At 55.6% G+C, this 11,920-nt stretch carries 10 protein-coding genes and 1 pseudogene; 3 read left to right on the top strand and 8 right to left on the bottom strand.

The features are described 5' to 3' along the window. Window positions 1-147 precede the first annotated feature (147 nt). The 5 genes from repB to AC0JZ4_RS25570 form a co-directional block, all read right to left on the bottom strand. Window positions 148-1,164, bottom strand: a complete 1,017-nt coding sequence (gene repB / locus AC0JZ4_RS25590) for a plasmid partitioning protein RepB (protein WP_471889325.1) — start codon at window positions 1,162-1,164, stop codon at window positions 148-150. After that, the gene (repA, locus tag AC0JZ4_RS25585) at window positions 1,161-2,369 is read right to left on the bottom strand and encodes a plasmid partitioning protein RepA (RefSeq protein ID WP_471889324.1); all 1,209 of its coding nucleotides are present in this window, start codon (window positions 2,367-2,369) and stop codon (window positions 1,161-1,163) included. Before repA ends, repB begins: the two co-directional genes overlap by 4 nt. 851 nt (window positions 2,370-3,220) lie before the next feature. After that, entirely contained in the window at window positions 3,221-4,129 is a 909-nt protein-coding gene (locus AC0JZ4_RS25580; RefSeq protein ID WP_471889323.1) for a recombinase family protein, read from the bottom strand. 486 nt (window positions 4,130-4,615) lie between these two features. Continuing rightward, the gene (locus AC0JZ4_RS25575) at window positions 4,616-5,230 is read right to left on the bottom strand and encodes a J domain-containing protein (protein ID WP_471889422.1); all 615 of its coding nucleotides are present in this window, start codon (window positions 5,228-5,230) and stop codon (window positions 4,616-4,618) included. Between the two features lie 381 nt (window positions 5,231-5,611). Then, complete coding sequence (locus AC0JZ4_RS25570) at window positions 5,612-5,878, bottom strand: hypothetical protein (protein ID WP_471889322.1); 267 nt, start codon at window positions 5,876-5,878, stop codon at window positions 5,612-5,614. A gap of 291 nt (window positions 5,879-6,169) precedes the next feature. On the opposite strand from AC0JZ4_RS25570, the gene istA reads away from it, so the two are divergent. Both istA and istB read left to right on the top strand, forming a co-directional pair. Next, window positions 6,170-7,456, top strand: a complete 1,287-nt coding sequence (gene istA / locus AC0JZ4_RS25565) for an IS21 family transposase (protein ID WP_471889321.1) — start codon at window positions 6,170-6,172, stop codon at window positions 7,454-7,456. Further along, window positions 7,456-8,256, top strand: a complete 801-nt coding sequence (gene istB / locus AC0JZ4_RS25560; RefSeq protein WP_471889320.1) for an IS21-like element helper ATPase IstB — start codon at window positions 7,456-7,458, stop codon at window positions 8,254-8,256. The genes istA and istB overlap by 1 nt, the downstream gene beginning before the upstream one ends. A 68-nt stretch (window positions 8,257-8,324) precedes the next feature. On the opposite strand, the pseudogene AC0JZ4_RS25555 reads toward istB, so the two are convergent. Both AC0JZ4_RS25555 and AC0JZ4_RS25550 read right to left on the bottom strand, forming a co-directional pair. Then, window positions 8,325-8,753, bottom strand: a pseudogene (locus AC0JZ4_RS25555) (integrase); the annotation flags it as partial. A gap of 568 nt (window positions 8,754-9,321) precedes the next feature. Further along, window positions 9,322-9,615: an addiction module antidote protein gene (locus AC0JZ4_RS25550; protein WP_471889319.1), complete on the bottom strand. Its 294-nt coding sequence runs from the start codon at window positions 9,613-9,615 to the stop codon at window positions 9,322-9,324. 919 nt (window positions 9,616-10,534) lie between these two features. Between AC0JZ4_RS25550 and AC0JZ4_RS25545 the strand changes: the two genes are divergently transcribed. Next, window positions 10,535-11,491 carry a glycosyltransferase family 2 protein gene (locus AC0JZ4_RS25545; RefSeq protein ID WP_471889421.1) on the top strand — a complete coding sequence of 319 codons (957 nt, stop codon included), beginning with the start codon at window positions 10,535-10,537 and terminating at the stop codon, window positions 11,489-11,491. 16 nt (window positions 11,492-11,507) lie between these two features. Here AC0JZ4_RS25545 and AC0JZ4_RS25540 read toward each other — a convergent pair whose 3' ends face one another. Continuing rightward, window positions 11,508-11,912, bottom strand: coding sequence for an LbetaH domain-containing protein (locus tag AC0JZ4_RS25540; protein ID WP_471889318.1), 405 nt, complete (start codon window positions 11,910-11,912; stop codon window positions 11,508-11,510). Window positions 11,913-11,920 lie beyond the last annotated feature (8 nt).

Below are 11,920 nucleotides of genomic sequence, written 5' to 3'. Positions count from 1 at the left end.
CTTTCAGAAGGCAAAAGAAATCCGCTCACCAAAACGATGCCAAAGACTCTTGACGAGGATTCGTGGAAATGCGATTCTGTGTTTCTCAGGACTACAGAAATGGGTTCCACGGCGGCAACGCTGTTGGGGCCTTTTTCTTTTCCCGGCTTACTCTCCGTTGTCGTGTTGATCGTCGGCCAAATGCTTTTCGAATAGCTCTGGCAATTTCTCTAAAATGAAAGCCGCGAATATCGGCGACAGCTTCTTGTCGACCGTGATTTCGAGCTTCGATTTGCTGTTCTTGATCTCGGCCAACCGAACACCCGATGGTGACGCAAGGATACTTGGCGCGCCCTTTGCAGATCGACGGGGTTTCAGGTGCGTTACGAGCGCCTTGAAACGATCTTCCGAAGCGAGATGCCGGACACCGTCGGACAATGCGTAGCTGACAGCATCCTGCGGGGCAGGGGCCTTCTCCATGAGCTCGGCAAGCTCCAGCCAACGGGGACGTCCAACGCCAGCAGCAGGCCCTACCGCATCGATCAACTCGGCGGGCAAGGCATCGACAATCGCCAGCATCTTCGACAAGTCACCCTTGTCTACGGAGAGGGAGGCGATAATGACGTCTCGCGAAAACCGCTCTCTCAGCCGTGCAGCAAAGCGCGCCTTTTCGATAAAGGTGAGATCCTGGCGTTCGTTGTTTTCCTGACCCTGAGCGACCACCAGCTCTTCATCGGTCAGGTCACGAACGACGGCTCTAACTCGATGACCAATCTCTTTGACTGCGCGTAGACGACGATGGCCGAAAACGGTCTGGTATCGCCCACTCTGGTCGGGATGAGGTCGCACCATGATTGGCACTTGTTGCCCATGATCTCGAACTGAAGCGATCAGTCCATCAATATTGCCTTCCATTCTGTCCTGGACGAATGAAGGGTCTATCTCGCCGGTGTCGAGTTCAACGACCGCCTGCCCCTTGGCCAGTTGTCGCTCAATTTCCTCGGCTCGCTCGAAGCGAGCTTTCCCTTCGGAGAGGGCGGTACCGACTTGGTGTGTCAACCGAGATGCAGCGGGAGGTGCCTCTGCGTTAAGCATAGGCAGAACCTTGGCCCGCATCGGACGGGCCTGCACCGGTTCTGACGAGGGCTTCATTTGTGGAACCCGAAGGATGTCTTTCCGGCTCATGCGGCTCTACCCCATGCTTTCTTGATCAGGGTTTCGATCTCGTCATTGACGTTGTTCATTGATTCCAGTGCGCGATCGTAGGTCGACCGCGTAAACTGTCCCCGTTCAACTTCGTAGAGCGTCTGATTGGTCAAACCAGCATCGGAGACGGCCGTCGTTTTCAACATGGGGAAGTTCAAGACATTCTCACCGAAGATCGCTCGTAGATATCCCACCATCTGATTCTGCGGCCCATCGCTCGGTTCAAAGCGGGTCACCAGATAGCGCATCCAACTATAGGTGAAGTCAGCGCCGGCGGCTTTTATCTCTCTGAGAAGATCCGCCATCATCGCGAGAAACTGGTTCATCGACATCACATCGAGCATCTGTGGATGAACGGTGATGAGCACTGAGGTCGCTGCTGTGAGCGCAGACAGCGTCAGGTAGCCGAGCTGTGGCGGGCAGTCGATGACGACTATATCGTAAGCATGGGCTACCTGTCCCAACACCTCGCCAATCCTGCTGAAGAACATGGTGTCTCCAGGCTTGCGCTTCATTAGCGCCGCCGGAGTCTCATGTTCGAATTCCATCAGTTCGAGGTTCCCGGGAACGAGATGCAGGTCAGGGATATAGGTACCCGTAATGATCTCACCCATCGGCCGCGCATCAGTGTAGCGAATTGCGCCGTACAGGCTTTCTCCAGCACCAAGCGTCTCGGGCTGCACGCCGAAGAGAGTGGAGAGGCTGGCCTGAGGATCGAGATCTATTGCAAGGACGCGATAGCCACGAAGTGCAAGATACTGTGCCAGATGGGCGGCGGTTGTTGTCTTTCCGGACCCACCCTTGAAATTCATGACTGAGATCACCTGAAGCTGATCGCCGTCTCTGCGATGAGGCAAGTAGCGCCGCGAACCCCGCCCGACCTCATCGAGGTGCTTGCGGATAAGGGCAATGTCTTCGACGCTGTAAGATCGACGGCCGCCAAGGCCTGTGGCCACCTGTAACCCTTCGACTTCATTTGAAAGGCGCCGGAGATAAACTTCCTTTACCCCGAGGAGCTTCGCTGTTTCCGACGGCTGAAAACTCCGAATGCCTTTCATCGCATCTGGCGGGAAAGTCGCAAGGTGATGGTCCTGGAGCTGTTCCGAGAGGGCATGGGAATGCCGTGTGATGATACCCATCAGGTCCTCATCAACAGGGGCGATTTGGGTCGCGATCTTCGCCATGTTAAACCATCAATCTCAAATTAGCGCTTATGTGCGAAAAGTCTGGTAACTTCCGCTACTGAGAATAAGCACCGATTTCGATACGGCGGCAAGCTATTTAGGGTTAATGAAAGGTTAACAAGGCGTTGAGCCGAGAGCGAATTCCACCGCCAGACCACTGGAAACGTTTGTGTTTCAAGTGATTGTGCAGAATCTCGATGGAGCCGAGCCTATCACAAAAAAGAGTCGACAACTTTGTCGGTAGCCATGCCGCACGCTTAGCCAGGCCGAAAAAGCCCTTTTCTCGCGAATCGAGGGGCAGTGAGTCGCATCGCGATATGGGTGACTTGCAAACCTCTCCACTACGAAACCGAGACTAAGCTGATGCCGAGACAATTTGGAAGCGGCAACGAGTCCAAAAACATTCTCCGGCTGTAAACCACCTTGGGGAAGCGGCTCCCGAACATGTCGAGTAGCGAAAAAGCTCTATGAGTATGGAGCGGCGGCAATGTCGGTAAGGACATCACCTATCCTTTTCAAACTCCTTAGAGAAGGTCGCCCTAGTGCGGCCGAGAAGGATGGCGAGAGAGAGGAGGCGAGGGGAGGGGAGGCGCGCCTGCACGGGAAGCAGCGACATCGTGAAAGAGCTAGCACTCCCCGGCCATGTCGACCGTCGACATGGTCTTCGACACCAATCGGACGTCAGCCGGGCGACCAAAGGAGGAACCATGGAGAGAAAACCGCGACCCCGAACCGACGCTGATTATCTCTGGCGGGCGACCGCGGCGTGAGGGATCCGCTGTGACACGATCTCTCAACCTTGACCCGCCGCCAGCGTTCGAAAGTGATCTCGCGACTAGCACGACATCTGGTCAGGTTCGCAAGAGCCCGAACCGAAACGCCTCGTCCTTGAGCGTCTTAACGGACGAGGGCTGCCATTTCCTCCCGCCCCGAACCGGGCGCTCACCCATCTGATCCAACTGCCCCGCGATTTCGCGCAGCGTCAAAGTCGGATCAGCGATGGCAATTGCTGCCACTAGCTTCATATGGTGATCGTCTACCGGCCTGCGTGGAGAGCGGGCCAACAATTCCGGGTCCGCCAGGTTTTCGCGCACCATACGATGGACAGCACGGCGCAACCGCTCAACAGTCCAGTCGTGGCCCTTACGGTTGAGGATCAGGACGACATTGTCCCAGCTATGCTGCGGGCGAAGTCGATTTACCATCGGAAGCCAGGTCTGCGACGAACTGGTGAGTTCATCGAGATAAAGCCGGTTCTTCGCGGCAGTTGCAGCTTGTATCGCCTCTGGGCGCCGCGCGCGCAGACCGGGGTTGCCCGCGATCCGCCCGCGTGCCTTTGCAGCCTTCATCCCGGATTTCGTTCGCTCCGCTATCAGAGCACGCTCAAGCTGGGCGACCGCGCCAAGGACCTCTAACGAAAACATTCCTTTCGGTGTGGACGTGTCGATCGGATCGTGCAGCGATCGGAAATGGATGCCTCGTTCCTCAAGATCTTTGATAACATCGAGCAGATGGCTCACTGATCGTGCCAACCGGTCAAGTCTTACGACAACGAGAACGTCGCCGGCGGTCAGTTCCTTCAGCAGTCTGGCGAGCACCGGTCGCGTTTGGGATGCTCCAGATCCATGTTCCTGGTAAATGCGACCACAGCCGGCGGCCTGTAGCTCGTCGACCTGGGCATCAAGGATCTGATCGTCCGTCGAAAAACGGGCGTAGCCGACCAGCCGGTACGGTAGATTGCTTTTCGCCGTTTTTGTCATGGATTTACGTTTCGATTCCGCCAGAGCTGTTCAAATAAGGAATGCGCCGATAAAGGTATCATTGCAAGCGTGGATAAGCGCTCGGAACCGACTCTGCAGGGCGAGATTTTAGATCTGGCCCTGGTCTTTGGCTGTTAATATAGCACAATGCCGGCCAGCGGAGCTCTAAGACGGAAATGCGAGAAAATGGGGCCTTTGCAGCATGAGCTTTAACGATCGTCCCGTCACTCGGCAAAACAAACAGATCTGTTGTGAAGGATGGCGTTGACGCCGCCACTTTGAGCCGTTTGTCAAACATCTCGCTGAAAACCACTGGCGACTTTTCGACATCAACGGGTTTTACGACTGAGCCCGGATGTCTCCGTGCCGACGTGCCCCTAATCCGATCTTTCGCGTAGTGCGGTTATAATAATCGGAGTTTTTCTGTACGGAGCGGTGTAAAGACTGTTCCCCTGCCTTGGGAAGGTTGCCACAGCTCGCTGCCTCTCAGCAGAAGTCGTTGAGCTTCAGGATTTTGTAAGCCTCGATGGTGGCGCGCATCTCGTCTTCGGTGGTGCGGCTTCCTTGGTTGGCATCAGGGTGGAGCATCCTTAAGCGGAGTTTGTAGCGGGTCCTGATGTCTTCAGGAGCTGCATCCTCTGGAAGACCGAGCGTCTCGAAAGCCCTTGCTTCCAAGACCCGCAGTTTCCGCTTCCGAGCCTCTGCGTCTCTAGCACTCCGTTGCGCAGCCGACCGCGATGCATTGATGCTCTTGGCTGATCCGGACCGTGCTGTCGACGGCAATGGGGCCTCGCGGCTCGCTGGCGCTGCAGGTTTTCCCATCACCTTTCGTATGCCGGAAGCTGCTTCTTTTTGGTAACGCGCGACCTCCGGACTGGAGAGCGCACTCGAATAGTTGTAGCCGCGGTTATATGCTTTTACGTGCTCTGTGCAGAACAGAAAGAAGAGGCCATCACCCTCCTGTCCTACGGGCGCCTTGTGGAGCCCGACCTCATTGCAGTCATCCCAATGGCATTTCGGGCCGATGGACTCACGCTTTGGCGGCGCCTTGCTACTGCGGACGGACTTGAGCCCAACGAAGATTTTTGAAGGGGAGGTCATCGCTGATGATATGCCGAGGTTGAGGGCTTCAGACAAGGCCGTTCTGCAAAGCATTTGTAAGCTTTACGCAGGGGGCTGAGCAGAGCGCAATGCGTGAATGATCCCATTCAAGACAGCACTTGCTCGTATCTTAGCCTTCCGTAACAAGCGCAACTGCTTGAACTTCGCTAGAGACCCTCGATCCTCAATAAGCTGGCCAACATAGACCAGATTGCGCCCGCCTCCACCCTCGACATCCTGTTTTTAAGAAGGGCGCTCTATCCCGTTTAGCTACAGGTGCAGTTCAGAGATGGGGGCAACGCGACCCAGGAGTTGGTAGAAAAGCCACGATCCGGTGGCTCCGTACGAGCTCTTATGGTGAGGCCGCCCCACCGGGCCGTCCTAGCCGCCACCCGGCGGTTCCGGTGCTTTCAGTTCTGAATTAAACGCCCACCCCACGCCAATAGGCCACCTGATCAAATCGTAGTGGGCGCCGAAATACTTGAAAGCGAATGCCTCAAGCTGCTCCTCGTCTGCATCACGGATATGACGGACCCGGACGAAGCGGAAAAAATCGCTCAGCTCGAAGGATTGTTCGAAGTCTCCGCGCATCGCCTCAAGGAAGGCATCGGCTATGGAATACAGTGTTGAGTCTATCAGTCTGACCATGCGGCGAAGATGATCTGGTTTTCATCCGTCGTCTAGGGGCGGATCAAGGGACCGCTGTTGGGGCGAACAGCAGTCCCCTAGACCCGAACAGGAGACGGGATCCAGCCGATAACCGTCGGTGGGGCTTTTTCGTTCCGGGTGAAACGCGCGGCTCTGATAGCTTAACCTCATGCCAGCCCGGCGCCATTAGCAGCGGCGCACCTTGAAAGTGATCGGGCTGTCGGGCGACATGAGAAACTAACGCCCTGGCGACATCATGATCTGCCCCCTCTCGAATGAGAGGAAAGATGGATGGCAATTGAGATTTCGGTGCAACCTGCATTGTCGAGAACGATGCAGGACGAGACGATGCTTCAGGCAGAAGAAGTGGCGGCCATGCTACGGCTCCATGCGAATGGTTGGGGTGCGAAGCGGATCGCAAAAGAATTCGGCTGCGCGCGCAATACGGTTCGCCGATATCTTCGGGAAGGCGGCATGGTTGCCTATCGTGGCTGCATACGTGCCTCCGCCCTGGATGGCCTTGATGGTTGGTTGCGGGAACGTTTTTTCCGCCACGACGGCAATGCTGATGTTATCCGGCAGGAGCTGGCGCATGAGCATCGCATTGTACTGAGCTTACGTACGGTTGAGCGACGGGTTCAGGTCTGGAGGCGGGAATTGAAGGCACAGAAGCGGGCCACGGTGCGCTTCGAGACGCCGCCCGGCCGTCAGTTGCAGATCGACTTCGGCGATACCAAGGTGTCGATTGGCGGCCTTCGGGTCCGGATTTATGTGTTTGTTGCCACGCTTGGTTACTCACGACGCATATATATTCGAGTGTCGCAACGACAGCGCCAGGCGGACTGGTTCGAAGGTATCGAAGGGGCCTTCCTCCGGTTTGGGGGGATTCCGGTGGAGGTGCTGCTCGACAACGCCAAGCCTCTTGTCGAGCACCATGATGCGGTGACGCGAGAGGTAAGGTTCAACACCAGGCTGCATGCTTTTGCCCAGTATTGGGGCTTCCGGCCGCGGGCATGCGCACCCTATCGAGCACGAACGAAAGGGAAAGACGAACGGGGAGTTGGGTACGTCAAGAAGAATGCCATCGCTGGCCGCCGTTTTGAGAGTTGGGCCGAATTCGAGGCTCATCTTGATCAATGGACACGCGAAGTCGCCGATCAGCGCGATCACGGCACCACTGGCGTCAAACCGGCAGAGCGCTTTGCTGCTGAGGCCGACGCGCTACGCCCACTTTCCGGACGTGCGCCTTTTGGGCAGCTGCGGGACCTCATTCGTAAGGTCCAAGCTGATTGTGCCGTCGATCTCGACACGAACAGTTATTCTGTACCCTGGCGTCTGATCGGTGAGAGCGTGCAGGTTGTCGTTATGGGCGGCCGCGTCATTGTGCGCCATGCTGGTCAGGTGGTCGCGGACCATGCGCTATGTCTCGGCCGACGACAACGGATCGTGGATCGCGAGCATTTTGTTGGCGTTGCCGGCTTCGAGGGCGCTGTGCACGCTGAACGTATCGAGATCGAACCTGCTGTGCTGTTGCGCCCGCTTGCAGAGTATGAAGCTGTTGTTGGAGGAGGCTGGTAATGACGACGGTAGATCATGACCTCTTGATCGCGACACTTGACCGGCTGAAGCTAACGGCAATCCGGGACCAGCTGGATACACTCCTCGATGAAGCCGCGCGTTCAAAGATGACGCTGCGCGAGGCTCTGGCTTTCCTGGTGTCGCGAGAGATTGCCCGTCGTGACGAACGGCGGATCTCAATGTCGAGCAAGATCGCTCAATTCCCCTTTGTGCGCGAATTGGACGGCTTTGACTTCGACGCGCAGCCATCATTGGACAAGGGGCAGATACGAGAACTCGCGGCTTGCCGGTGGATAGCTCACGGTGACACGGTCTTATTCCTGGGACCGCCCGGCACTGGGAAAACCCACTTGGCCGTGAGCCTTGGTCGCGAAGCAATCCGGCAGAACTATAATGTCCAGTTCATCACGGCCGCCACTTTGGTGGCGACACTGGCCAAGTCCCATAACGACGGCGTTTTGGACAAGCAGTTGACGCTGCTTTCCCGGCCAAAGCTGCTGATAATCGACGAACTGGGATATTTGCCGTTCGAGGCCAACGCCGCACATCTGTTCTTCCAGCTCGTGTCGCGGCGCTATGAAAAGGGCTCGATCCTCATCACGTCCAATAGAAGTGTGGGAGAATGGGGAAGTGTCTTTGGAGATCCTGTTGTCGCCACGGCCATATTGGACCGTCTACTTCACCACTCGACGGTGATCACTATCCGCGGAGATAGCTTCAGACTTCGCGAAAAGCGCCGCTCCGGCCTTCTGCAGAAGGCCGGAGCGGCGCTTGGACCCAGCGAAACGACCAACCAATAAGGGGGTCAATTCGTGATGTCGCCAAGGGGGGTAATTCCTCACGTCGCTTGACACGGGCTAGCAGAGATCCAGCTGGCCAGCCAGCGACGCACGGTGTCTGGCGCATGCGGACCGGTTACCTTCAAAACGCCTGGGCGCGAAGGTTCTGCTCCACCTCCGCATGCCCCGTACTCCGGATCGGTTTCCCGCTTTGCCGGATCCCACAGGTGATGCGCCACAAACTTTAATAGCAGCGCTTCAGGCGCTGGCCAGTATAGGGATTTTTTCGTGGCCGCCAACGACCAGGCCTGCAGATAGGCCAGATCCGAAGTGAGTGCCCGAAGGGTATTTTCGCCCAGGCCTTCATTGACCAGATGGCACAGGGTTTCGACATCCTGGTCGGTCAGCAACTCGGCGAGCTCGTCGCGACGCTCGATCGGCGAGACGGCAGCGATCGTGTCGAGTTCGCCGGCGCGGCGGTCTACATGCGATTTTGAGCTCAGGGAGCGCTCAGCCATTCCTCGCACCTAGAACAGATAGGGCCGCTCGGCCCAGCACAGAAGTATTCTTACATCGGCATCAGCCAAGCGGATGCGATTACCGCGCAAGGCGGACGCAACAGTCGGGCCGACGTCCGGATCTACCCACTGCCCGTGCGTCATGAAGAACAAACGGAAAAGGGAACGCCCTCCTCCGCGTCGAACAGATCAAACTGCTCCATTAGGCGGTGAACGGACGAGCCGTCGTCGAGCGTGATGGGGTCGAAACAAGATTAGTACGAAATCGTATGCTAGGCGAAATCATGCATGTTTTCCGCAGTTTGCTGCCCATCCTAAGTTTGAATGTTCAGGGCAAAATGCTGTTTTTACCCCTATTTTTGAAACAGATATCGATCTCGGCCGTCCCGTTCTCGGCTAAACGTAAGATTTCGCACTAATCTTGTTCTGACCCGATTAGCGTGCCCAGTGCTTAGGAGAAAGTTACTAGGTGGCATCTTTCAGCTTTTATGCATTTAGCACGCGACCTAATCCCGCTAAGCTAAAGGCCGGGCAGTTTCTGACCCACTTGGACGATGAAGGACCGAAACTATATAGTCGGAGAGACTTTGGCCGTCATATCGACGCCTAGTGCGCGCATCACCGCAAGGGTTGTCTTGAGCGTCGGGTTACCGCGCTCGCTGAATGAACGGTAAAGCTGCTCACGAGAAAGCCCAGACTTGCGAGAGATTTCGGTCATTCCTTTTGCACGGGCGACGACGCCTAGCGCTTTGGCTATATAAGCCGCATCGCCTGATTCAAAAGCGTCAGCCATGAAGGCGGCGATCTCTTCATCGTCGACAAGCGCGGCAGCAGGATCGTAAGCTGTGAGTTGTTCAGCCAATTTACACGCTCCATTCCTTAGCGAGTTTCTTTGCAGCAGCGATGTCTCGGGTCTGCGATCCCTTATCGGCTAATCGCATCAGCCGGGACGCGATTATGGTTCTAGCTCGCTTGTCGCGACGATGCGTCTCCCATTTGACGAATGTTCGTCGTTTGCCTAATCTCGATCATCATATCCGATGTAGTCGAAAAACTACACTTTTACCACCAGCCCATCCGCGTTGCTCTACGGCACCGACTTTTCGTGCACCACAAGGTATGCGGCACTCACACAAACATCGGAAGGTGTCCTTGTTAGCATTTGAGCTGACAGGGCAGGGGGCCGACTAAGCAAACCCAACCGAGGGCCACCAAATGCGATACCATTCCGCGACGTCTTACGTGGAAATGGTGGGCGCGCAGCTGATCAACATGTAATCGTTTCAGCCCTTTGGGGTTTTACTCTTACCCAAACTAGCGCGTGTAGTCTTCTTCAATTCGAAATGGTAGCGATAACAGGCACTGTTAGTGACCATTAGCGCGAATGGAGCGGTCTTTCCTGGCCAATTAGGGAACTCGGTAAAGCCACGGCGGCTGAGTTGGATCAACTTTCGCGGCATGGAACCGCCACATCAGGTTGGTTCCTATGGTGCGGAACGTCGCCGGTGACACTCCGATTCTATGAAACCGGCGGCGAGTTTAAATACCGCAGGGTGCTCCGGGCGGCTGTCACAGAGCAGCCAATCTGGCCAGAAAGTGGCACATCCGCTGGCCCACTGCCTCGCGATCATAAGGGGATTGCTCTAAATAAGGGCGCGGCATTGCAAGCATTTTTCTTGTTTGATACGAGCAAGTCATTTTGATTTCCATGGTGGTAGGCTCTCTTGAAGTATCCTTTGAACGTTGATGGGCCTGATATCCGTCGCAGCATGCGGCAAAAATTGCGTACCGCCTATGAAACGTGGCGAATCACTCGGCGCGAACTTCGTGATCGCGTCGACGTGCCTCTTACCCCTCCCGCGACCGTGAGACCACTCGCGCCTAACGAGCTGCCGCTCGTTCTAGTCACTCACAACGATTTGGCGTTGTTGCCGTACTTTCTCAGCCACTACCGTCGCTTGGGTGTGACCCGATTTATATGCGTCGATGATGCATCAGAAGATGGAGCTAACGCGTATCTATCATCTCAAGATGACGTAGATCTATGGACATCGCCGATACGGTATGCAGAGGCGCGGCGAGGAAAACAGTGGCGAGAAGAGCTCTTCAGCCGATACGGATACGACCGTTGGTATCTGAATGTAGATGCAGACGAATTCCTTATTTACGATGAGTGTGCATCACGAACCCTTCCGGCGCTGATTTCTATCCTTGAGCGCTCTGGAAGCTTGCGACTTGCAGCTCCGATGATCGACTTATATCCCGGGCCGGGAAGCATTGTCCCGACTACAGAAGGCAGCATGCCGTGGCATTATTCGAACCATTTCGATGCAGAAGGGTACGAAGCTAAAGTTGATAAGCGTGCGATAAGTCTCAAGGGCGGGCCAAGGCAGCGCTGCTTCGGAGAAACCAATGAACTTATGAAATATCCGCTGCTGTACTGGGATCGCTCTTGTTTCTTAGGGGCAAGCATACACCAGCCGCTACCTTATCAGCGTAATTTCGCAGCATCCTTCGGAGTACTGCTGCACATTAAGTTTTTTACAAATTACAAAGCCAAAATTGAAGAAGCGGCTGTCGAAAAGCAACATTACAACGGGGCTGAACATTATCAAAAGATGATGGCTGAGCTCAACCGCTCAGGCGACCTAAAGCTCTTTCATAACGGCTCAACCAAATTTCGCGACGCTCAACAGATGGTCGATATGGGCTTTATGACAAAATTCGGTGCTGGATGACGGCGGTAGCATGGCTTCATTGCTTGTAGATGAAGCGCTGATTGGTTAAATCATAGGCGCTCTTGTTAACAATAATGGAACCCGGAGCAACCGTTGCGTCAACTAGGGTTACGCCTGCCCCGATTTTGGCGTCAGCCCCGATGACACACTTACCAAGCAAGGTCGCGTTCGCGCCGATTACAACATTTTCACCGATATATGGTGCCTCATATTGCCCGCCAGGCCTCCTTTTTGCGCCGATAGTGACGTGATGAAAGATGTTGCAACCATCACCAATCGTGGCCTCACCGGCGATAAAAACCCCGTAGAGCTCATGGACGAACTTCACGGTAGGTGCGATACGTGCGCCTTTTCCGATGAAGGCTCCATATCCAGTCGCGAGAGCCCTGTCGATCCAAAAGCGGCCTATCGTACGTGCCACTCTCTGGG

This window comes from [Rhizobium] kunmingense (assembly GCF_977018605.1).
Note: the sequence above shows the minus strand (reverse complement) of the source record. Positions and strands in the feature narration are given on the sequence as shown.

Bases quoted from the DNA above. Each gene is read 5' to 3' on its own strand.
- repB (WP_471889325.1), bottom strand. From the start codon at position 1,164: ATGAGCCGGAAAGACATCCTTCGGGTTCCACAAATGAAGCCCTCGTCA.
- repA (WP_471889324.1), bottom strand. From the start codon at position 2,369: ATGGCGAAGATCGCGACCCAAATCGCCCCTGTTGATGAGGACCTGATG.
- AC0JZ4_RS25580 (WP_471889323.1), bottom strand. From the start codon at position 4,129: ATGACAAAAACGGCGAAAAGCAATCTACCGTACCGGCTGGTCGGCTAC.
- AC0JZ4_RS25575 (WP_471889422.1), bottom strand. From the start codon at position 5,230: ATGACCTCCCCTTCAAAAATCTTCGTTGGGCTCAAGTCCGTCCGCAGT.
- AC0JZ4_RS25570 (WP_471889322.1), bottom strand. From the start codon at position 5,878: ATGGTCAGACTGATAGACTCAACACTGTATTCCATAGCCGATGCCTTC.
- istA (WP_471889321.1), top strand. From the start codon at position 6,170: ATGGCAATTGAGATTTCGGTGCAACCTGCATTGTCGAGAACGATGCAG.
- istB (WP_471889320.1), top strand. From the start codon at position 7,456: ATGACGACGGTAGATCATGACCTCTTGATCGCGACACTTGACCGGCTG.